The 22,236-nt window shown below is 60.7% G+C and carries 19 protein-coding genes; 4 read left to right on the top strand and 15 right to left on the bottom strand.

The genetic code is table 11. The features are described from left to right. Positions 1-275: 275 nt before the first annotated feature. The 4 genes from ACP26L_RS29110 to ACP26L_RS29125 all read right to left on the bottom strand — a co-directional run bounded on the left by ACP26L_RS29110 (position 276) and on the right by ACP26L_RS29125 (position 4,551). Positions 276-1,463, bottom strand: coding sequence for a Ger(x)C family spore germination protein (locus tag ACP26L_RS29110; protein WP_426448724.1), 1,188 nt, complete (start codon positions 1,461-1,463; stop codon positions 276-278). Further along, positions 1,460-2,893 (bottom strand): spore germination protein, encoded by a 1,434-nt coding sequence (locus tag ACP26L_RS29115; protein ID WP_426448726.1) that lies wholly within the window; start codon positions 2,891-2,893, stop codon positions 1,460-1,462. The genes ACP26L_RS29110 and ACP26L_RS29115 overlap by 4 nt, the downstream gene beginning before the upstream one ends. Further along, the gene (locus tag ACP26L_RS29120) at positions 2,871-3,974 is read right to left on the bottom strand and encodes an endospore germination permease (protein ID WP_426448728.1); all 1,104 of its coding nucleotides are present in this window, start codon (positions 3,972-3,974) and stop codon (positions 2,871-2,873) included. Before ACP26L_RS29120 ends, ACP26L_RS29115 begins: the two co-directional genes overlap by 23 nt. Positions 3,975-4,209: 235 nt before the next feature. Then, the gene (locus tag ACP26L_RS29125) at positions 4,210-4,551 is read right to left on the bottom strand and encodes a hypothetical protein (RefSeq protein ID WP_013920157.1); all 342 of its coding nucleotides are present in this window, start codon (positions 4,549-4,551) and stop codon (positions 4,210-4,212) included. Between the two features lie 214 nt (positions 4,552-4,765). Between ACP26L_RS29125 and asnB the strand changes: the two genes are divergently transcribed. Continuing rightward, the gene (gene asnB / locus ACP26L_RS29130; RefSeq protein ID WP_426455138.1) at positions 4,766-6,610 is read left to right on the top strand and encodes an asparagine synthase (glutamine-hydrolyzing); all 1,845 of its coding nucleotides are present in this window, start codon (positions 4,766-4,768) and stop codon (positions 6,608-6,610) included. Positions 6,611-6,818: 208 nt separating this feature from the next. Here the strand turns inward: asnB and ACP26L_RS29135 are convergent, their stop codons facing one another. From ACP26L_RS29135 to ACP26L_RS29145, 3 genes are all read right to left on the bottom strand, one after another. Next, positions 6,819-7,466 (bottom strand): XTP/dITP diphosphatase, encoded by a 648-nt coding sequence (locus tag ACP26L_RS29135; protein WP_426448730.1) that lies wholly within the window; start codon positions 7,464-7,466, stop codon positions 6,819-6,821. Then, on the bottom strand, positions 7,447-8,208 hold the full coding sequence (gene rph, locus ACP26L_RS29140) for a ribonuclease PH (protein ID WP_426448731.1): 762 nt from the start codon (positions 8,206-8,208) through the stop codon (positions 7,447-7,449). The genes ACP26L_RS29135 and rph overlap by 20 nt, the downstream gene beginning before the upstream one ends. A gap of 177 nt (positions 8,209-8,385) precedes the next feature. After that, the gene (locus tag ACP26L_RS29145) at positions 8,386-9,429 is read right to left on the bottom strand and encodes a GerMN domain-containing protein (RefSeq protein WP_426448733.1); all 1,044 of its coding nucleotides are present in this window, start codon (positions 9,427-9,429) and stop codon (positions 8,386-8,388) included. Between the two features lie 193 nt (positions 9,430-9,622). Here ACP26L_RS29145 and ACP26L_RS29150 point away from each other — a divergent pair, with 193 nt between their 5' ends. Both ACP26L_RS29150 and ACP26L_RS29155 read left to right on the top strand, forming a co-directional pair. Beyond that, positions 9,623-10,486, top strand: a complete 864-nt coding sequence (locus tag ACP26L_RS29150) for a diguanylate cyclase domain-containing protein (RefSeq protein ID WP_426448735.1) — start codon at positions 9,623-9,625, stop codon at positions 10,484-10,486. 15 nt (positions 10,487-10,501) lie between these two features. Further along, complete coding sequence (locus ACP26L_RS29155; RefSeq protein ID WP_426448736.1) at positions 10,502-11,029, top strand: phosphatidylglycerophosphatase A family protein; 528 nt, start codon at positions 10,502-10,504, stop codon at positions 11,027-11,029. A 98-nt stretch (positions 11,030-11,127) separates the two neighbouring features. Here the strand turns inward: ACP26L_RS29155 and ACP26L_RS29160 are convergent, their stop codons facing one another. The 4 genes from ACP26L_RS29160 to ACP26L_RS29175 form a co-directional block, all read right to left on the bottom strand. After that, positions 11,128-12,201, bottom strand: a complete 1,074-nt coding sequence (locus tag ACP26L_RS29160; RefSeq protein ID WP_426448738.1) for a copper amine oxidase N-terminal domain-containing protein — start codon at positions 12,199-12,201, stop codon at positions 11,128-11,130. A gap of 215 nt (positions 12,202-12,416) precedes the next feature. Further along, entirely contained in the window at positions 12,417-13,028 is a 612-nt protein-coding gene (locus ACP26L_RS29165; protein WP_426448740.1) for a hypothetical protein, read from the bottom strand. A 346-nt stretch (positions 13,029-13,374) separates the two neighbouring features. Next, positions 13,375-14,379, bottom strand: coding sequence for an MBL fold metallo-hydrolase (locus ACP26L_RS29170; protein ID WP_426448742.1), 1,005 nt, complete (start codon positions 14,377-14,379; stop codon positions 13,375-13,377). 1 nt (position 14,380) lies between these two features. Then, positions 14,381-15,139 carry a class I SAM-dependent methyltransferase gene (locus tag ACP26L_RS29175; RefSeq protein ID WP_426448744.1) on the bottom strand — a complete coding sequence of 253 codons (759 nt, stop codon included), beginning with the start codon at positions 15,137-15,139 and terminating at the stop codon, positions 14,381-14,383. Between the two features lie 210 nt (positions 15,140-15,349). Here ACP26L_RS29175 and ACP26L_RS29180 point away from each other — a divergent pair, with 210 nt between their 5' ends. Continuing rightward, complete coding sequence (locus tag ACP26L_RS29180) at positions 15,350-16,570, top strand: ROK family protein (RefSeq protein WP_426448746.1); 1,221 nt, start codon at positions 15,350-15,352, stop codon at positions 16,568-16,570. 108 nt (positions 16,571-16,678) lie between these two features. Here ACP26L_RS29180 and ACP26L_RS29185 read toward each other — a convergent pair whose 3' ends face one another. From ACP26L_RS29185 to ACP26L_RS29200, 4 genes are all read right to left on the bottom strand, one after another. Next, complete coding sequence (locus tag ACP26L_RS29185; protein WP_426448748.1) at positions 16,679-17,860, bottom strand: DNA sulfur modification protein DndB; 1,182 nt, start codon at positions 17,858-17,860, stop codon at positions 16,679-16,681. After that, positions 17,860-19,023, bottom strand: a complete 1,164-nt coding sequence (locus tag ACP26L_RS29190; RefSeq protein ID WP_426448750.1) for a DGQHR domain-containing protein — start codon at positions 19,021-19,023, stop codon at positions 17,860-17,862. Before ACP26L_RS29190 ends, ACP26L_RS29185 begins: the two co-directional genes overlap by 1 nt. Positions 19,024-19,194: 171 nt before the next feature. Then, on the bottom strand, positions 19,195-19,833 hold the full coding sequence (locus ACP26L_RS29195) for a response regulator (RefSeq protein WP_426448752.1): 639 nt from the start codon (positions 19,831-19,833) through the stop codon (positions 19,195-19,197). Next, positions 19,830-21,695, bottom strand: a complete 1,866-nt coding sequence (locus ACP26L_RS29200) for a sensor histidine kinase (protein ID WP_426448754.1) — start codon at positions 21,693-21,695, stop codon at positions 19,830-19,832. Before ACP26L_RS29200 ends, ACP26L_RS29195 begins: the two co-directional genes overlap by 4 nt. Between the last annotated feature and the right edge of the window lie 541 nt (positions 21,696-22,236).

Below are 22,236 nucleotides of genomic sequence, written 5' to 3' on the forward strand. Positions count from 1 at the left end.
GACGGCCCTTGTGCTGCGGCGGCCGCCCCACCGGTCATCAAGCGCAATCGCCGGGCCAAAGAGACAAACGCCGGCGGGGTAAAGCCCCCGCTTGCGAAGCCGAAGAGCCCGGCTGATAGACCGGCTGACGAAAGGGCCTCCATAGGCGGTGAATCCACTGCTGCCGCTGAGCTCCGTAACCTTCCGGGTCAGACTTGCGCTATCCGGGCCGCTATCCGCATGGGTGAGGATAAACCAGAAGCCTAAGGGTCTCCCCGCCCGCCGCCGCACTCCTCCTACCGCGGTTTATATCTCTCCAGGGTATACTTGCCTCCGGAGACAATATAGGGCTTGACGCGGACATTCCGCAGCGAGCTCTCCTTCAGCTTCTCTGCCGCCAGCTCCCCACTCTGCCGGGGCGGCAGGATGACGGCGGTCCGGTACCGGTGCTGCTGCAGCCCGTACAGATCCCCCTTCAGCTTCTGGCCCGCCGCATAGGTCCGGCGGATCTCTTCCTCAATGAGGCGCGCGGCCTTGTCCGCCAGCTCCTCCTCCGTCATGGGGCGCTTCAGCTCGGACACCGTGCCCTGCACGGATACCTCCAGGTCGTAGACCGGCGCTCCCTTTTCCTCGGCCTCGATGATCGTGTACCGGGGCTTGCGCATCCGCAGGATCGCGGTCTCTTCTCCCCCTTCTTCAATATCCAGCCAGGCCCTGTGGGTTGTCGGCTCCAGCCAGTGCAGCCCTTGAAGCTGCTCCATCGAAAGGGCCCCCAAGGTTTTCTGCCCCTGGATAAGATAAGCTCCGCTGATGCGCTGGGAGGGGATCGGCTCCAGGTTCTTCCTCCAGTGCTCCTTCGAAAGCGATATCGAGGGCAGCAGGATGCAGCGGTACGGCTCATAAAAGCCGGCCATGAAGCGGCTCAGCCGGATCGGCCGGATGCTCGACGAGGCGAAGTAATTGTCTTCCGGCGTATGCAGAATCATGCCGAGGCGGGTGCGCTCGAAATTCGGAGAGGCGACGAACATCGCCGGTATGCTGTCACGTGTCCCGAACACCCACATCGTATATCGCATCTCATAATAGCGGAAAAAGGATTCAAGCACTTCGGAGACATTGGTTGTCCGCAGCAGCGTATCCCCAAGCAGCAGTGAGGTTACATGCCCCCAGTACAGCTTGTGCTCGGAATTGGCCATGATCCGGCCGACGGCTTCAATGTAGCTCTTGCCCCGTCCTTCGGCAATCCAGGTCGGTATGGGCTTCACGTCCTGATTTCCCTCCCCCTTGGCGACCTTGGAGAAAGAAATGAGCTGCGCATACACCACAAACTGCTTCTCGTCCGGAAGATAGTCGATCCCAACGGCATTGACGTAGTCCAGCTCGTCGACATCGTTGGCGTTCCAGCACCCGGAGAGGAGAAGGAAGGACAGAAGAAGCGCAGGCAGCTGCAGAAGGGACAGCCCTCTTTTACGGAACGCGGTCACGCCTCTCCCTCCCCCACCCCATCCTTCTTGCTCGGCAGACGGAGCTTCAGGGCCGCCGGCCGCCGGCGCTCCTCGCCCCTTGGCATCCGGGAGAATACGAAGCGCAGATCCTTCCAGACCGGAGGAGAGAACGGAGACAGGAATGGGACGCCGAAGGAGCGGAGATTCGCCATGTAGACGAGTACCGAGAAGGCTCCCGTGAAGAAGCCGAACAACCCGAAGACCGCCGACAGCAGGAAGACGTACACGCGGATGAGGCCCACCCCGACGCCGAACAAGCCTCCCGACAGCACAAACTGGGAGATCGAGGTTACAGCCGCCACCACAAGTGACGCCGGGGAGGAAAGGCCCGCATCGATGATCGCATCGCCGATGATCAGCCCCCCTACAACGGAGATCGAAGGACCGAGCGTGCTCGGCAGGCGGATGCCGGCTTCGAAGAACAGCTGGAACATAAACAGCATGAGCAGCAGCTCCAGCGGCCCCGCTATCGGCGTCCCCATGTTCTGGACGGAGATCGTCGCCAGCAGGGGAAACGGAATCTGATCCTGATGATAAGTCGTCAGCGCCGTCCAGAAGCCCGGGAGCAGCAGCGTCACCACGAAGCCGAATCTGCGCATAAGCATACTTACATAATTGAAGGCCAGCGGCATGTGGGCATCTTCGGCGCCGGTCAGCAGATACGAGAGATTCACGGGGGCGATCAGCACGTTCGGAATCCCGTCCATGAGCAGGACGAACCGGCCGTTCATCAGGCTTTCGACCGCCATGTCCGGCCGGGTCGAATTGTACATCATCGGCAGGAAGCCGAACCCCGGCCGCTGCAGCATCACCTTGAGCTGCTCGTTGGTCATGAGCGCCCCGGTGTCGATGGCATGCAGACGTTCCCGCACCTGCAGCAGCGTGCTCTCCTCGAGGAGATCTTCCATGTAGAGCAGGGCGACGCGGGTCCTGCTCCGGCTTCCGATCACCATCTGCTCGCACGCCAGCTTCTCCGTCTTGAGCCGCTTGCGGATCAGCGCCACATTCACCGTCAGCTGCTCGATGAAGCCGTCCTTCGGCCCGTAGTTGGTCGGCTCGGTCGTCGACTCCTCCGGTGTCCGCTCCGGCCTTGCGGCGCAGTCCACACTGTACAGGGCCCCCGAATCGTCAAAATACAGCAGCGCTTTGCCGGAGAAGAGCTGCTCCGCCAGCGCCTCCCCCGTAATTCCTGGCGGCAGCCGTTCCACAGGCAGCGGAAGCCACAGACGAGCCTCCTGGATCCTCTCCTCCAGGCCCTCCGACAAGTTCTCGACGAGCCGTTCGGTGCCGGACAGCCCCTCGCAGTACAGCAGCACACCTTCTTCCCCGGGCAGTCCATGCGTCTTGACGTCCTGGCAGCGTAGGAACAGTGCCTCCAGCCGCTCCTTAGTCCAGCCTTGCGTGATCACGGGTACGCCCCTCCTTTCTCTTCGCGACAAGCGCTATGCCGAGCAGCAGGAGGGTCATCAGTCCCCAGCCGGCAAGCGAGCCCGGAAGATAGTAAGCTTTGAGCCAATCGTAGAACAGCACATCCGGCCAAGGCACCGCGCAGAGCGCCAGGATGCCGGCCGTTACCCCCAGCAGCAGCAGATCCTCCGTCCGCTGCCGCTTCACCGGCAGGAGCTCGGCCAGCATCGTGTAGTACATGGACACACGGATGAAGGCACCCGCGAACCACTGGTAGATCGACAGAAAATCCAGCCGTTCGACGTTGTCCCGGAAGATGACCAGCTTCCACTGCTCAAAAGCGGGATAGCGCTGCTTGGCGGCCTCCACCGGGCCGAATTCGGCGATCGAACCTGTGACAGGCCCGGCGGTAAGGCCCACGAGGATAACGACAAGCAGAGCCAGGTGCCACCACCGGACGGAGCTGCGGATGTGATGCTGCAGGAAGACGAGGAGAACGATCTCCGCTTGAGCCCCCAACGACAGGGCCATCCCGTGCAGCAGCGGCGCCGTCCCCTCCTCCATCAGGGGGAAGAGCAGCGAATAATCCTTGTTCGGGATATTGCCGAACGCCACGAACCAGCCCAGAATGACGATCAGGGGCAGAAGAATGCCCGTCATGATCGCAATGCACATTACTCCCGAGCGGGCCGCCACGAAGCACAGCAGCAGCAGGAGGACAGCCAGCGAAAGAACAGGGGTCTCGGGGAGGTAGGAGGATGCCGCCCAGATTACCGTGTCCTTGACCGTGATAAAAACCTCCAGCAGCAGATACAGGAGAAGCAGCAGGCGGATCAGGCCCGAGACCACCCGCCCCGTCCGCTCCCGGATCCATTCCAGCAGCGGACGTCCTCCGCTGCGCTTCACGATCACGATGAGGCAGACGCTCCACAGCAGAAGAACGGGCAGGCAGAGCAGGGCCGAAACCCAGGCATCGCGGCCTGCCGTATCCAGTATGACCGGAATGACAAGCACATGGTTCATCAGTCCTACCGACGCCATAAGAATCATCGCCATCTGCAGCATGGAAATCCCGGCAGCCATTCGTCCCCTCCTCCCCGTCCTCATCCCTAATGTTCCCAGCTTCTTCCTTGTAGGATGCCGGAATCGTGAAGTTCCTATGCGCAAAACGTTCCGGTACCGTCTCCAGGCCGGCCGCGCCTCCCCGCATTCCCTGCCAGGGCAGAAAAAAACAGCCGGGATGCTGGTTAAGTTCTCAGCATCCCGGCTGCGGGGGATCGGTCAAGCCTTAGGAAGGCTTGTTCATAAGTAGGTTGAATTAGTTCATATTCATGGCCGCTTGAATGAGCTGGGCCTTAATGTGCGGGTTCTTATCAATGAAGGCATACATGCGATCTACCGCTTCCTTGTTCTGAAGATAGTCCTTTTCCTTCTTGATCATCTCTTTGGACCACTTGAGCAAAGCGGATTCGGCGGCACCGAGACGGTTGAGCGCCGTATGCAGGCCCGTATCTTCGACCAAACGCTCCATGGTCTCCTGGTTCACCGTACCCAGCAGCTTGGTAGCCGCGAGCTTCTGCTCGAAGTCCTTGTTGGTTTGCTCGAAGTGTTCCTTGGCTTCTTTATATTCTTTTTGTTGCTGTGATAACGCTTTTTTCATACGTAATCCACCTTTGCGTGTTTGATGATCCATTGCGCTCTTCAGATAGTGTAACTTTTCTTCGACGGTTTGTCCATTTCTTCGGCAAGTTTTTGGGACGGAAGGCGGGGCCGGACAGACATGTTCCGCTTTTGGGCCGCATAACCTTTATCATCTTGCTGTCGCATGCAGCCGTAGGGCCGAGACATTCTAGAGAGCAGAGAGGATGAAGGCTATGTGTGGAATCACGGGATGGATCGATTGGAACAAGGATTTGACCCAGCATCCGTCCGTTCTCGAGAATATGACGGATACGCTGGCACCGCGCGGACCGGATGCGGCCGGAACCTGGATCGTGCCCCGCTGCGCGCTTGGCCACCGGCGCCTCAGCGTCATGGACCCCGCGAACGGTGCCCAGCCGATGACGCGTAAAGTCGGCGAGAACACGTTCGCCGTAGTGTACAACGGGGAGCTTTATAACGCACCGGAGCTCAAGAAGGAACTCGAAGAACGCGGCCACCGGTTCCGGACGACCTGCGATACGGAAGTGCTGCTGGCCGCCTATGTCGAATGGGGGCCCGGCTGCGTTGACCGGTTCAACGGCATCTTTGCTTTTGCCGCTTGGAACAACGAAGAGCAATCGCTGTTCGCAGCCCGGGACCGGCTTGGGGTTAAGCCGTTCTTTTATGCGTATACGGAAGGCCGGCTGCTGTTCGGTTCGGAGCCGAAGGCGATTTTGGCGCATCCGGACTTTCCGGCCCAGATCAACGGGGAAGGCCTGGCGGAGATCTTCGCGGTAGGACCCGCACGCACGCCGGGGCATGGAGTTTATAAGAATCTGACCGAGCTGAAGCCCGGTCACTGCCTGACACTTGACGCGAACGGCCTGCGTGTCCGCGCTTACTGGAAGCTCGAGAGCAGACCGCATGAAGACGACGTGGAGGCGACAGCGGCCAGAGTCCAGGAGCTTCTGCGGGATACGGTGATCCGCCAGCTCGCCTCCGACGTGCCGGTCTGCACCCTGCTCTCGGGGGGCCTCGATTCCAGCGCGCTGACCTCCCTGGCCGCATCCTACTATAAGGAGCAGGGGCTCGGCACCCTGCATACGTTCTCCGTCGATTACGTCGACAACGATAAGCATTTCAAGGCGAACGCCTTCCAGCCGAACGCCGACGCCCCCTGGATCCAGCGGATGACCGATCATCTCGGCACCGTGCACCACCCGATCGAATTCGATACGCCCGAGCTCGTCGATGCGCTGCGCCAGGTGGTCAGCGCACGCGACCTGCCGGGCATGGCCGACGTCGACGGCTCGCTCTACCTGTTCTGCCGGGAGATCAAAAAGCATGCGACTGTAGCGATCTCGGGCGAAGCCGCCGACGAGATCTTCGGAGGCTACCCGTGGTTCCACCGCGAGGAGGCCCTGAACGCCGACACGTTCCCTTGGTCGCTCGCTACCCCGGACCGCGTGAACCTGCTCTCCAAGGACTTCGTCGATTGGGTGAAGCCCGAGCAGTACGTCAAGGAACGCTATAGGCAGGCGCTCTCCGAGGTACCCCGTCTGGCCGGCGAGAACGGTCAGCAGAACCGGATGCGCGAGATGTCCTACCTCAACATCACCCGCTTCATGCCGACGCTGCTCGACCGCAAGGACCGCATGAGCATGGCCGTAGGACTCGAAGTCCGCGTCCCGTTCTGCGACCACCGGCTGGTCGAGTACGTGTGGAACATCCCGTGGGAGATCAAGACGAGCGGCGACCGGGAGAAGGGCATTCTCCGCAAAGCGCTGCGCGGCGTGCTTCCCGAGGATGTGCTGACGCGCAAAAAAAGCCCCTACCCGAAAACGCACAACCCGAACTATCTGGCGGCGGTCCGTTCGTGGGTGCTGGAGATTCTGGACGATTCGTCCTCTCCGCTGCTGCAGTTCATCGACGTGGCCAAAATCCGGGCCCTGGCCGAGGACGACGGCGGCAAATTCGATCTTCCGTGGTTCGGCCAGCTGATGACCGGCCCCCAGCTCTTCGCCTATCTGGCGCAGGTCGATACCTGGCTGCGGCAGTACAAAGTCTCCATCCGGTAAGCCGGCGCGGACTCCGGACGGTGCATACAACAGAGAGAAGGCCCGCAGCCGGACTGCCCGCTGCGGGCCTTTTCCTATCCAGCCTGCGGCACCCCGCCGCAGGTTATTTTGGGCTCTGCGTCTTCTCGAATGGAGGTCTAGGCAGGCAGTCTTCCTGCCACGCCCATATCTCCATACCCGGCTGACAAGCCCGCAGCGCACCTTGGGCTTACAAGGAAGGAGCGCCGCCAGAGAGGAGATCCATCAGCCTGCGCATGGCCGCTCCCCTGTGGCTCAGCTTATTCTTCTCTTCCATCGGCAGCTCCGAGAGCGTGCGGCCGAGCTGCGGCACATAGAAGAGCGGATCGTACCCGAAGCCGCCCTCGCCGCGCGGCTCGCCGATGATCGCGCCTTCGCAGGTGCCTTCGACCTCGGCGGCCGTCCGCCCTTCGGCGTCGACGAGCGCCATCGCGCAGACGAAGCGGGCGGTGCTCAGCAGCGCCGGTGCCCCGTCCGCAGGCTCCCCAGCGGGGCTAAGGCGGCGCAGCTCTTCGAGCAGCTTGCGGTTGTTCGCCGCATCGTTCGAGGGCTCGCCGGCATAGCGGGCCGAGTACACGCCCGGCGCCCCGCCGAGCCGGTCGACGCACAGCCCGGAGTCATCGGCCAGCGCCGATACGCCGAGATGCCGCGCCACCGCTCTCGCCTTGATCAGCGCATTGGCCGCGAAGGTCTCCCCGTCCTCCGGAATGTCCGGGATCGACGGATAATCGAGCAGGCTCTTCACCGCGATCCCCTGCTGTCCGAAGAGGGCTGCGAACTCACGGACCTTGCCGGCATTCCGGGTCGCGATGACGACCTCAGCTCCGAGCTGCCGCATGGGAAGCTCCCTTGATCTTGTCTGCGATCGGGCCGAGCACCCGCTTCTGCTCCTCGATCAGGCTGAGGATGCCGCCTTCGGCGAGCCCCAGCAGCTCGTCGAGCTCCCTGCGGGTGAACGGCGCTTCTTCGCCCGTGCCCTGCACTTCCACGAAGGCCCCGCCGCCCGTCATGACGACGTTCATATCGACTTTGGCTTTCGAATCCTCCTCATAGTTGAGGTCGAGATAAGGGGTCTCTCCAATGACACCGACCGAGACGGATGCCAGGAAATCGTTCACCGGGAACCGGCTCAGGTTCTTCTCGCGGGCGATCTTGTCCATCGCGAAGACCATCGCCACGAAGGCTCCGGTGATCGATGTGGTCCGCGTCCCCCCGTCGGCTTGAATGACGTCGCAGTCCAGCGTCACCGAGCGCTCTCCGAGCGCCTCCAGGCTGACGACGCTCCGAAGCGCCCGGCCGATCAGCCGCTGAATCTCCATCGTCCGGCCGCCGAGCTTGCCCTTCGCCGCCTCGCGCTGGTTCCGGACATTGGTCGCCCGCGGCAGCATCGAGTATTCCGCCGTGACCCAGCCTTTGCCCTGGCCTTTCATGAACGGGGGAACCCGCTCCTCCACGGTTGCCGTACAGATGACTTTGGTATCTCCCATTTCGATCAGAACCGAGCCTTCGGCATGTTTATTATAATGAGCTGTAATCGTTAAAGGTCTCGTTTCATCCGCTTTTCTGCCATCGTTTCTCATGTGCTTCCTGAATCCTCCTTTGGCTTGACGACTCCCATTGTAACAGAGGCCCCCTGGAAATCCAAACCCCGGTCCGCACTATCAGCTCCATAAAAACACACAGCGCCTTCCTCCGGGTTTCTCCGGGGGAAAGGCGCTGGAAGGCAGGCAGGACGATCGATGCGAAACAGCCGCGTCTTAAAGCTTCAGCGGGTTGACGGCCGCAGGACGGGCCACCGGCTTCGCGTAGCTCTGGTTGTCCGTAGCGGCGACCTTCGCCTCGCCGTTGACCAGGATCTGCACCTTCGCTCCGGCACCCGCATTCTCCGTCAGCGAGAGCACCACAGCTTTGAGCGCTTCCGCCGGAGCCTTCTTGTCCGCTCCGAGCATGGTCTCCGTGAAGTTGACGGTAATGACGCCATCCGCCCGGCTGACCTTGAGCAGCTGCGCCCCCGGCATGACGGCCGTCAGGCCTTTCTTCTGATCGGGCCCGGCAATCAGCTGCTCGATGACCGCCTCATCGATCTCATCCGTCCGTTTGACCAGGCGGGTGACCGGCACGTAATACGTGAACTCCTCCTGGTTCTGGTTCAGGAAGTACAGGGTCACCGGCGTCGTCTGTCCGTACTCCACCTGATCCGGTTTCTCGAGGTTGATGCCGATCGCTCGGGTCAAGGGTTCGTCGAGCGGCGTCTCACCGACCGGCATCTCGGTCAGCGCTTTGCCCTCCACGCGGATCTGCACCTTCTCGACCGAAGGGAAATTCGTAAGGGTCCAGGTGAGGCCCTCCAGGATTTTCCGTTCATCTGCCAGGTTATAATCCGTGAACATTTTGGAGAAATCAACAGTAGCAAGTTTTTGTTCCTTGTTGATGTCGATACCGCGGATCTCAGTCCCCTTCGGGAGCAGGCTCGTGAAGCCGGCCGGCAGCTGCCCCTGCACCGCTCCCCCGTCCACCATGTATTCCAGCGCCTTGCGGGCCGCACTCTCGGTCTTCTCGATCTGCATGGCGATCGGTGCGACGAAGCCTTTCTCATCCTTGGCATAAATCGTGATCTGCATCGGATTGGCTATCGCCGTCGAAGCCGCCTTCGCGCTTGTCGGCACTGCGTCCGTTCCGGTCGTCTGGGGAGGATCGATCTGCAGGGATTGGTCTTTGGATTCAAGCAGCGAACAGCCGGAAGTCAGCAGGGCGACAAGGCCGGCGGCGGCGGCGATCCGGGTCCAGCGGTAGGGTTTCATGGCGTTTCCTCCTTGGGTTTACGGGGTGTTTGTCCGTTTTACTTCATGTATACGGGGAAGAGACAAGTTTATGACTAAAACTTGTGCCAAGCCCCGCCTGCCGCTCCCTCCCGGCATCGGGGGCATTCTTGATTTGGCTCAAACCCCCGCCCTATAATGATAGATGTGTTTTTCCAAAAAGAGGTGAACCGCCATGGAAAACCGTCTGCATGGACAAATTCCGGACAATTGGTATGCCGGAGCGCTTCAACAGTCACCGGACTGGCTGTGGTTCGTGGATCAGGACGGGAGCGAGCCGCTTGGGGTCGCGCCCGCCGGGAATGCCGGCTCCCTACTCTCCGGCTCGGTTTATGCCGCCGATCTGGCTGAGCTTGAAGACGCCTGTCTAGAGCTAGCGAAGCACCGGACGGCCTTCACACGGGCCTTCCGTGTGATGCTCCCCGGAGGCAGACTGATCTGGCTTGAAGGCAGGGGCTACCCGCTGGACGACGGGCATGCGGTCATTGCCGCCCGGGATATCACGGCGTTCAAGCAGCAGGAGGAACGCCTGAGCCGCCTGGCTTACTATGATGCGCTGACAGGTCTGCCCAATCGCAGGCTGTTCCAGGACCGTTTCATGCAGGCCTTCTACATGGCCAGGCGCTACCACCATAAGCTTGCCGTGCTCTATCTGGATATGGATGACTTCAAGCAGGTGAACGACTTGTACGGGCATGCCGCCGGGGACGAGCTGCTGATCCTGGCGGCCTCGCGGCTCTCCCACTCGATCCGGGAGCCCGATACCGTATGCCGCCTCGGCGGCGATGAATTCGTGCTGCTGCTGCAGCAGTTCGAGATCAAAGAGGATATTCTGAAGATCGGCAGGCGGATCCTAGACACGCTGACCCAGCCCTTCGACATCGGAGGACTCAGTGTCCGGATCTCCTGCTCCATCGGTGCATCCGTCTACCCGGAGGACGGCCCCGATCTGGAAACGCTCCTGAAGTACGCGGATGCGGCCATGTACGTATCCAAGCAGCACGGCAAAAACCGACTGCAGCTCTTCTCAGAACCGTAAGGAGGCTACCCGTCCATGAATCCCTACAGCTTGAACAGCAAGAAGGTTGCCGAAGCCTCCAGAGCCTGGCTCGAAGAGCGGGGCGTTACGGTGGAAGATATTACGGAGCTGACGTATTTTTTGCAGAACGGCTATTACGACTCCCTGACGCAGGAGGAGTGCCGCGAGAGTGTCGAGCAGGTGCTCTCCAAGCGCGAAGTGCAGAATGCCATTCTGACCGGCATTCAGCTCGATAAGCTGTCGGAGGAAGGCAAGCTCCTCTCCCCGCTTCAAGAGATGGTCGAGAATGACGAGAGCCTGTACGGCTGCGACGAGGTGCTGGCCCTCTCGATCGTCAATGTGTACGGAAGCATCGGCTTTACGAACTTCGGGTATATCGACAAGTCGAAGCCGGGCATTATCGGAAGGCTGAATGACAAAAGGGGCGAGCACAAGCATACGTTCCTCGACGATATCGTCGGAGCCATCGCCGCCGCGGCCGCATCCCGGATCGCCCACCGCAAGCAGGCCCAGAAGGAAGCCGCTCTGGAGCCGGTCACCTGACGGACAAGAAGCGGCCTGACCTTATGTTCATAGGCAGCTTGAAAAAAAGACGTCTTGAGCCTTCCGGCTCAGACGTCTTTTGGTATAAAGAGACTCGATTAGAATTGAATGGCCGTGTCAGCAGACGCATCCGCAGCTGCAGCATCGGAGCTTGTATCCGTCGACGCTGCCGCATCAGCGGACGCATCGGAAGAAGCTTCCGCCGTTGCATCAGCCGTCGTTTCTGTCGTTGTTTCTGTCGTAGTTTCTGTCGTTGCCGCTGCATCTTCCGTCGTCGCAGCCGCATCTTCTGCAGCAGCCGTTTCATCCGCTGCAATCGTCTCGTCTACGATAACCACGCTTTGGGATTCAGGCTCCCACTGTACGTCGGCGTTCAGGGATTCGCTCACGAAGCGAACCGGAATCACAGTCGAACCGTTCTCGATCTGAGCCGCCACTTCCAGCGTGACTTCTTCGCCGTTCACGATGGCTGTCGTGCTGCCGATGAACAGCTTCACTACCGTGTCACCGCGCGTGACGGTAACGGAACGCTCTTCGGCATTCCAGGCCACTTCCGCCTGCAGGGATTCCGCGATGGCGCGGAACGGTACCAGCGTGCTGCCGTCTTTAATGAACGGAGCAACCTCGAACTTCGGCTCTTCACCATTGACGAAAGCTTTGATGCCTTCAGCCTTGCCAAGCTTCTTCTGAAGCTGCGCGAGCTTTTTGTACAGCTTGAGGTTCTTCAGGTCGGCTTTCACCGCTTCCTTCTGCACCTCTACAGCCGTTTCCGGATCTCCTTGGACTACAAGCTCCTCGGCAAGCGTGGACAGCTCTTCCGGAGTCTGTACTTCTACGCCGTACTTCTGAAGCAGTGCGCCCAGAACCGCGCCGGACGGCTTGTTCTTGTTGTTCTCATACGCACGCTGCAGACCAGGAGGCACTTTGCCTTTGCCTTTACCCTTGCCGTACGTATCCCCGGTTACAGTTACAGCCTCTTCTTCCTTCACTTTCACTTTCAACTGCTTCTCGCTTTTGCTGCTCGTAGCCGCTGCTTTGGTGCTGCTTTGGGCTTTCTCGCTGCCGGCACCCTTAGAGGAGCCTTTGCCTTCTTTTGGCGCTGCTACAGCGGCAGAAGCAATCAGAGAGGCGGCAACAACGGATGTCAGAACGGTAAAAGTCAGCTTTTTCACAATATTCCTCCTAGGATGTATGAGTGCCTTGATGTGGTTCTATTATATCATTCGACATCCATTTGTCGATTGGGTGGGTTCAATTACCTAGATAGTCGAAAAATATCGAAAAAAGTAAAAGAACAGAAATGCCCCCTCCTGGGGAAGGCATTCCTGTTCTTAGTCTGCTTGAACCCGGCTGCCGGCCAAGCCTGTCCAGCCGTCATATTCCTTTATCAGAGCGGAGCCAGGGTCTCTGCGATCGCCTGCAGCTCAGCCCGCGTCAGTCCTTTGGCCGACTGCAGCGCGATGAACGTATCATCCATCTTCAAATAGAGCGTATCCTGTCCGCCTACGGTGACGAACTTGCCGGAACCCTGCTTCAGCGTCACATTCTCTTCCTTCTCTGCCGTTCCGGCAGGCTTGATCTCGCTGGCGGATTCGATAATGCTCATCTTCGCATACTTGAGCGTTACCTGTTTTTGTCCTCCCCCGACCTGATCGAATTTCTCATCGGCCGTTCCCTGCTGGGGCACGTACACCTTGCCAAGCTCCTGGATCTTCGCCACATCGGCAATCCCCTTACGGTCCGCGTCGCTGTAAGTGATTTGCGCCAGGCTGACCTTCTCGGCCGGCTTCTCGGCGGCTGCGTCTCCCGTCTGACCCCCCTTCGATCCTTCGGCCGTACCTCCCTGGGCCGTCCCTGCCTGCTGTCCGGTGTTATCGGTCCCCGGCGCCGGCGCCGCCTCATCCTTGCCGCAGCCCGTGATCAGGGACAGGGTCAGGACGGCCGCAGCCAGCCAGGCCGCCTTACGCCGGCCGGTGTATAGTGTTGTGCTGGTTGTCATAGGTGACACCTCCGGTAAAGTTGAAATCGTGATGGTTTATTTTTCCCGCGGGGGAGCAAATTATCCATCCTTCTCCCTTACCCTGCTCAGGCTCCCGCGCCCCAGGCAGATTCAGGAAGGAGACGAAGCCCGGGCGATTCTTCGAATGGGGCATTCTATGAAAGCAGAACGGCCCCAGAATCCGCGTCCGTCCGTTAGAACCGCGCCTGACGCCTGAAGCACATAAAAATAATGCGGGCCGCCGCTCCCTCCGCCCCGGGCTGTACCACCCGAAGCAGCAGGAGCCCTGCGGCCCGCTTCATCCATGACATGTTCCCTATCAAAATCGCGACGTACCCTGGCCGGACTATACCGGCTCGTACCGTACCCGGCCGTCCGCCTCCGTCTCCCGCAGCCGGCCCGCTTCGCGCAGCCAGATCAGATGCGCCAGGGTCTCCGACAGGGCGAACCTCAGCTGATGCAGCGTTAGCCGGTCGCCGAAGGCGGCGCGGCACACCTCATACGCCGTGCTCCCCGCACCGACCAGGCCGCACATGGCATTCAGCCGCTCCTCATGATGCGCGATGAGCTCCTGCGCCCGGCGTGCCACGTGCGCGAACGGCTCCCGGTGGCCCGGAAACGCCAGCCGGACCTCGCAGCGGGCGATATCCGCAAGGCTGGCCAGATAGCTCGCCAGCGGGTTCTCGTCGATGCCGCCCGGCAGGTAGCTCACGTTCGGCGAGATCTGCGGCAGCACATGATCGCCGCAGAACAAGATGCCGGTCTCCGGCCGATAAAAACAGAGATGTCCCGCGGCATGCCCCGGCGTCTCGATCGTCTCGTAGAGCCCGTCGCCGAGGCGGAAGAGCTCCCCCGCCCGGATCAAGGTCACCTGCGGCTGGGGCGAGACGGACAGCACGAAGCCATCCATATGCCCGCGCATCGGCCCATCCAGCTCTTCGGGCAGGCCGTGCCGGCGGAACAGCCCCATGAGCCCCTCGGTCATCGGCTGATCTTCGCCCCAGAGCAGGCGCACCTGCCGGAGACCTCTCTCCGAGAGGAAGACCGGCGCGCCGGTCCGCTCCTGGAACCAGCCTGCGAGGCCGTAATGATCCGGGTGGTGATGTGTCAGCACGATCCGTTCGATGCCGCTCCAGGGGATGCCCTGCTCCGCCAGCACGGCCTCCCACAGCCCCTCGGCCGCTTCGGTGCGCAGGCCCGGATCGATCAGGGTCCACCCGGCCTCCCCCGGCACGAGATACGCGTTCACCCAGCGCAGCGGGAACGGCAGCGGCACCTTCACCTGCAGGATTCCCTCATGGGAGGTAACAGGAGACGGTGCAGCGGTGTTTGTTTTGCGTTCTTCCGCCATGCTAAGCACTCCTCCGGCCGACAAAGATCATCCGCTTCGAGCCGGCTTCCCGGTAAGTCTCCGCATCGTAGCCTCCATAGACCGCATCCACCTTGAGGCCGGCCTCCTGCAGCATAGCCAGGAACCGTTCCTGCGGAATCAACCGCACCTGCTCGCGGTATTCCCGTTCGCCGCCACCCTGGAGGTCCCGCAGCACAATCGTTTTTTTGACGAAGCCGTCCTCGATCCGCCGCTTCTCTTCGATGCGAATGCCTTCTTCCTCACGGGCCGATGCGGGCACCAGATGCTCCTGTACGAAGGACGGGTTCAGATAATCGATAATGAAGCGTCCACCCGGCGCGAGCAGCCGGTGAATTTCGCGGAGCACCCGGCTATTGTCCCGCTCGTCGTCGAAGTATCCGAACGAGGTGAACAGGTTGACGACGGCATCGAAGGGACCCTCGAGCGGCACGTCTCGCATATCGCCCCGGAGCCAGCGCACCTCGCCCGTCGGATCCCCCTTGACCGCTTCCTCCAGAAGCACCTCGGACAGGTCGACGCCCGTCACCCGGAAGCCGAACGAGTGAAGCGCCATGGAGTGACGTCCCATCCCGCAGCAGAGATCGAGCACTTCGGAGCCTTCCGGAAGCTCCAGCCATTCCATCATCCGGCGCACCTCTTCGTACGCCCCCTGCATATCCCGATGCTTGTAAACGAGCAGATAGTCCCGCCCGAAGCTTTTTTCATACCATGGTTCCTGCTCCATTTGTTCCTGTACCATTGCGTGTAGGATTCCCCTCTCCCGGCAAACTAAGCCCTATTTTACCAGATTTCGTCTCCATAAAGAACTTGTCGTCGTGTATGGCACGAATAGCCCTCCCGGGAAGCCCTCCTCCTCGCCCACGTCCGGAGCAATTCCATGATGCACGGCTGGCCGGAATCAGTTACTATAGGATTAACTGACTAAGGCACCCGGATTTGGAGGACTATTATGGCACACACGGAACAAATGACGATTGAAGGGCGGATCGCCGGCCGCAAGCATAAAGATATCTTCGAGAACATCCGGCGCCGGGGAACGGTATCGAAGATCGAGCTTCTCGACAAAAGCGGGCTTACCGGAAGCACCCTGACCCGCACGCTTGAGGAACTGACCGCCCAGGGGCTGATCCTCGAAGCCGGCTTCGGCGAGTCCACAGGCGGCCGGAGACCGATTCTCTATGAGATCAACCCGCATTACGGCTATGTCTTCGGGCTCGATCTCTCCCGCATCCATTCGAGGCTCATCCTCTTCGACCTGCAGATGAACAAGCTGGAGAACAGGCGCTGGGCCATGACAGAGGAGCTCACGCCGGCCCTGCTTCTGGACCGTATCGCCGAGGCGGCGCTCGAGATGCTGGAGCGGCACGGCATCCCGCACGACAAGGTGCTCGGCCTCGGGATCGGCGCCGTCGGCCCCCTCGACCGCAAGTCCGGCACGCTGATCGATCCGCTGCACTTCCCGACGGCAGGTTGGGCGAATCTCAGCATCGCGCCGTATCTCGAGCACCGGCTCGGCTTCCCGGTGCTGCTCGAGAACGGTGCCAATGCCGCCCTCATCGGCGAATCGTGGTCCGACCGCGAGCGCGACTACCGGCATATGCTGTATATCCATGCCGGGGTGGGCCTGCGCTCGGCGATGATGACCAACGGCCAGGTTGTCTACGGCGCCGTCGATATGGAAGGGTCGATCGGGCAGATGATCGTCCAGAGCGACGGTCCCCGGCTGTGGGGCCAGGGCAACTACGGGGCGCTGGAATCCTACGCCTCCATCCCCGCCCTGGAGCATCAGGCCCAGTCCTTGCTAAAGCGGGGACGCGACAGCCTGCTTGCACGACTCGAGCCAGACCCCGAGCGGATCACCTTCGCCCATCTGCAGACGGCGCTCCAGGAGAACGACCCCTTGACCGTGGAGCTGTTCACACAGGCGGCGACCTTCTTCGGGATCGGCCTCGCGAACCTGCTCAACATCCTGCACCCCGAGAAGGTCATTCTCGGCGGGCCCCTGATCAGCAGCTATCCGGGCTTCTTCCACACGGCGACCCGGGTGGCCGTTCAGCGCACTTACTACTATCCTACCTACCAGGTGGTGTTCAGCCACGGCTCGCTCGGCGAGGAAGCGATCGTGACCGGATCGGCCCTGCTTGTCGTGAACCGGCTGACGGCTTCTTAAGCCGGCCGGCCGGCCAAAGCCAAAAGCTCCGCCCCTTCTCCCTGCTGCAGGGAGAAAGAGCGGAGCTTTTTTTCATACGAGGTAAGGGCCTGAATCCGCCTGGAGACACTACGCCGAAGCTTCGTCCGCCTCGTCTTCCGGCGTAGGCTCCCCCTTCAGCTCCTGGAACAGCTGGACGAGTTTGCCGTGCTTGCGCAGCGACTTCTCGTGAATGAGATTCAGCTTGCCGTTATCCAGCACGCCGAACCGCTCGACGAGCAGCTCATTCTCATGCGACCAGTCGAAGCCCTCGAAGATGCTGAGACACGAGGTCCAGTTCTTCGTGTACTTGCCGTCCGTGAAGAGGTAGCGGTGTGCATACAGTGCGATGCTCTCCTGCATGGCCCGGGAGGAGGAGCTGTACTGGGGCAGCCCCGGCTGCTCCGGCATCAGCGGAATGAGTGTCGAATAGAACTGGTGCAGGATCTCGATATACTGCGACGGATCCTGCTTGATCCGGCGGGCCAGCTCGTAAGAAGGCTGCATTTTGCCCGTGAACAGCATCGTCGCCGTCGAGTAGAGCCACGAGAACGACGTGAAGTTCTTGTTGTAGGCCGTCAGGTTTGCACGGCGCTCCACGCCGGCCCCCTTCAGGAACACGTTGTGGTCCACCGCCTGCTGGATCACGAGATTCAGCGGATCGATGGAATCGAACGAGTGGCCCAGCTCCTTGCTCACCAGCTGTACCTTCGAGTTGATATCGCCGAAGAGCTGCTTCTCCTCCTCTTCGCTCAGCCCGATGTAGATCTGCACGGCAAGCTCGCTCTCCATCAGCTCCAGGCGGCGGCGTTCGAGCTGCTCCACCTGGCCCTCCAGAAGCTCCAGCTCCGCAGCAATCTCGGTATCCTCGGGCGAACGGCGGGCTTTGACCTTCATCGCCGCCACCTTCCGCTCCAGGGAGCGCGATTCCTTGAGCATCTGCTCATTGACATAACCGAGCGCCAGAATACGGTGCTGCCCGTCGAGGATGCTTAGCTTCGAGCCCGGACGCAGGAAGAGGCCCTCTTCGGTCTTCGCCAGCGAGCTGACGTCGCGCAGGCTCAGGGTGACGGGGCCGAAGAAGACCCGGTCGAGCTCGCGCTCCTGCAGGTAGTTGGCGATCTTGCGGCGCTGTCCCCCGCTGAGCTTTCGCTGCACCATGGGGTCGATCGACGTATAGTTGAGCAGATCCTTGACTTCCACGGGCACCGTCGCGAGACCATAGCGGTCACAGAACGGGTGGATGGTCATTTGCAGGTTTAAGCCGTCCATTAGCTGGCATCCTCCTCGGAACCGGATTCGTAAGGATCATTGTCGGAGCGGATCAGGAACAGATGATGCTCGTCATAGAAGTCACGGACGAACTGGTACGCCTTCATGATCCGGGAGCGTCTTGGGAGACGGTCCTTCTCATCGCCGGTATAGATCGCGTTCCAATCGATATGCGGCAGAATTTTGAGCGCATGATCCAGCGCATATTTGTTGAACGTGCCTGTCTTCGTCACTTCGTCGTGGAAGAACATGGCAAGGGCGATCTGCAGGTTCTCGGACCAGCACAGTTCGCCTTTCTCCGGCTCCGGCAGGTATTTCAGCAGGCTCTCGAAGTACAGGGAAGCGAGCTTCAAGTGCTCCTCGATCTCTTTCTCCTCGAAATAATAGCCGTTGTTGCGTGCTGCAGACTTCAGGCGCCCTTCGAATAGGCCGATAAGCACCTCGATCAGAAGATGGTAGGAGAACAGATACTCCGGACCCTTGCCCCGCTCGGTGAACATGTCGACCGGAATCCGCTTCATGACCGGCGCGTCTTCCGCCAGGCGCGATGCCAGCACATGGTAGAACCGGCGCTGCTCGCGGAGTACGGCCAGGTTGCCGCCGATCTTGCGCGGAAGCTTATTGATGTCGGAGAACAGCTGCCGCTCCTGGCGGGCGTTGATGTCGAGATAGATCATCGTCGACATCGGGAAGGAGTACAGCTTGCTGAGCTTCGCGCTGATCTCTTCCATCCGGTCGTATTCTCGCCGATCCTTGGCCCGCGCCATGGCGCTCTGCAGCGTTTCCATCAGGCGGCGGAAGGCGGCCAGACGGTGCTGTCCGTCGACGACATAGAGCTTCTCGATCGCCTGCAGGCGGTACACCTTGGCGGAGCTGTCATACTCGCCGGCCCCGCGCGCGGACAGAATGATTCCCGGGAAGTAGATTCCCTGGCCATGATCCAGATAGAGCATGATGTAGTCCATCATCTTCGAGAGGTTCTGGGGGACGATGGCCCGCTGCACTTCCAGGTCCACTTCGTAAATTGCAAACAGCTTGCTCATCGGAAGCGTCGTGGAAAGCGTCGTCTGTCCGAACGTCCGTGATTTCACGCCGGGAATTTCTATATAAGATGACGCTTTCTGCTCTGCCAGCAGTTCCGACAGAGATGAAATTTGATCCATAACCGGTTCCTCCTTGTCTCATCTCACATTGAGGCAATATTGATCTATTCTACTATAATAGGTTCATATAGTTCCATTATACACCGATTGGAGCCGAAACATTCAGGAGGAAACGGGGAAATGCCGATTTTTTCCTGAAATACATAGGAAATCCGTCCTCTCCGTGGCGTCTCACCGCAGCTTCGTCTTCTGCTGGAGCTGCAGGAAGCGGTCCACCGCCTGTGCACGGGAGCGGACGCCGAATTTATCATAGATGCGCCTCAGGTAGTTATCCACCGAACGCTTGCTCATCTGGATGTCCCGGGCGATCTGCTCATTGGTCGCACCGGCTATCACCATCGTCATGAGATGCACTTCATCCTCGGTCAGCGGCTGGGCTTCCTCCGGGTCTTGCGAGAAGCGGATCCGGCGGAAATAATCCTGCGGGAGCAGGGTCTGCCCGTGAAGCACGGCGCTGACCATCAGCTTGATGACCTCAGGGCTGGACTCCTTGCTGAGGATGCCGCTCACGCCGATCCGGATGAAGTGCGTGTAGAGCTCCGAGATATCGACGCCGGTAAAAATAATAATGTGCACGGACGGATGCTTCTCCTTGATTTCGGAGGCGAGCTCGTCACCGAGCCGGTCCGGAAGATGGAAGTCGAGGAGCACGACATCGGGCAGTTCGCTTCCGATGAGCTCCAGACATCCGGCGCCGGTGCCTGCAATGCCGATGACCTGTACATTCTCCAGCCCCCGCACGAGATCGGCGGTGGCCTGCGCTATCAGCGGATGATCGTCCACAATCAGGACTTTTTTCGTGTAGTTCATACGGCATGTACCTCTTTCACGGGAATCTGTATCGTAACCTGCACACCGCGTCCCGGGGAGGATACCAGCTCGAAGGTACCTTCCAGAACCAGAACACGGCTTCGCATCTGCAGCAGACCGAGGCCCGGGGAGGAGATGCCTCCCCGGCCGGCCCGCTCCGCTGCGGCGTCCGGGTCGAAGCCCGCGCCGTCATCGGTATAATGAAGGTGGACCTTCCCCTGCTCCGCCGCCGACAATTCAATGGTGATCCGGGAAGCGTCCGCGTGCTTGCGGGCATTATTCAGGAGCTCCTGCACGAGGCGGAACAGCTGCCGCTTCGTCTCCGGCGGAAGCTGCTCCAGCCTCACGGCCTCCACCGCGTGGAACTCGATCTCCGCCTCCTGCATGCCCCGCTCGAGACCGGCCAGCTTCTGCAGCGCCCCGGTCAGGCCGAGATGCTGCAGCTGCAGCGGGTTCAGCTCGAAGAGCGTCTGCCGCAGGTTCTCGTTCATGAGCTCGAGATGGCCTGCAGCGCCGGCAGCCAGCCGGAACTCCTCCGAGTCTGCGGGCAGCCGCTCCAGCAGAGGCAGCAGCCGGCTCCGCACATAGATCAGATCCTGTGCGGTCGTATCGTGCAGATCGGACGCGAATCGCAGACGCTCCCGCTCCTGTCCGTCGATCAGGGCCCGGCGCAGCCAGCCGAACTTCAGCTCATGCGGCATCCTTGCCGCCAGCTCGTGGAGCCGGAGCGACAAGCCCCGCGCCAGAATGACGTTCTCCATCGCAAACCGCAGGGAAGAGAGCAGTAGGGCGAGCCGTTCCCCCTCTTCCCTGCCGAGCGTCTGCTCCTTCACCGGCCCCTTCAGGATCAGGTAGCCGGTGACCGGCTCATCCATCAGGATGACCTGCCGGAGATAACCGGCCCGCTCTTCTTCTGCGGCCTGTCTCGCCTCCTCCGGATCCATTCCTTCTTCCATGCTCTCGACCGGCGCATCTGCACGATGCTCCGCATCGTCGGCGTAGCGGAGCACCACGGCGGCTCCTCCCCCAAGAAGTCCTGCAATCTGCCTCAGAAGAGGCTTAAGCACGCTCAGCCCGCCGGCCTCCTCTCGGAAGAAGCCGGCTGAGTCATAAGCCTGCAGGGCTTCCTCCAGCGTTCCGCCGGACGGCGTCATCGCGGCCTGCCGGTCCGCTGCCGGGGCTCCCGGCCTTCTCCGCAGATGCAGGATCAGCAGAAGCGTAAGCGAGCACCAGCCCGACAGCAGCGGGTGAATCCCGTATGCGCCGGTCAAGAGCGGAGGCAGCAGGCTGAGCAGCACGGGAGGAGCCAGAAGGGCGGCGGCCGTCCAGGCGGCAGAGGGAACCGCTGCTCTTATAAGAGTGCGCTTCGCAGCGGACGAAAAGAGGAGGCGCAGCAGCGCAAGCAGCAGCGGAGCCGCCCCGCCGAGCAGAAGCACCGCCGCCCCCGCGCCGGCATAGACGCCGGCAGCGGAACCGGAAGGCAACGCCAGCAGGCGGCCAGTGCCGAGCAGGAATAAGGCGGCCAGAAATGCGGTAAAGACGGGAGCCGAAGGCAAGGCCTCCTTCTCACCCGGCTGCTGCCGGAGGACTGCCGCCGCCAGAGCGCCCAGCAGCGAAAGGGTGATGAAAACGGCGGTCCAGCCGGCGGGGCCCGGCGCGGCTTCCTTCTGCAGGAAACCGCCGTGGAGGTAAACGGTCCCGGCGGCGGCGAACAGGCCGGACAGTACGGCTCCGCCGGCCCCGGGCGCCCTTACGGCAGCCGCAGCCCCGTAACAGAACAGCCCCGCCAGCCCGGCCGACAGCGTGGACTCCGGAGACAGAAGCAGAGCCGAAGCGGCTCCCGGGTATAGGACTAACAGCATGGCAGTACACCATGTGCTTCCCTGGTTTATTCTCATTCGACCTCCGGATGACCCTGCGTTCTTGCGCATAGATGCACTTCTAGGATGTTCATTCGCACAAGAAGCATTTCGTTTTAATTATAGCATGATACGATAACCTTTAATATAAGAAACTCGACAGCTCTGCCTGGGGATGAAGCTCTTAGATCAGAGACGCTGTACGGTACTGCACGGGCTTCGAGATGATCCTCCCCGTCCGAGCTAAAGCGCTTTTTCCTATCCGTTCACCCACTCGTTTCACTTCTGCAGGCTCTCCATTCAGCATCCAAGTAAGCGTTTCCACATATTGGAATTACTTACAGATCAAAGTGTTACTGGACACCCATCCCTGCTCGCGAAGCTATATTTCATATTTGTATTCAACATCCTTTATCCCATGTCCTGCTTGGAAAAGCAAAGTGTCTCCGCTCTTCCCCCCAACCATTCCCCATTTTCCTCTTCGTCAAATCATTCGCAGGAAAGGCCCGCAATAGGTCCGCCCGGATGGAGCCCTCAGCGGAAC

Origin of the sequence: Paenibacillus sp. S-38 (assembly GCF_049942825.1) — a bacterium.
Taxonomy (GTDB): domain Bacteria; phylum Bacillota; class Bacilli; order Paenibacillales; family NBRC-103111; genus Paenibacillus_G.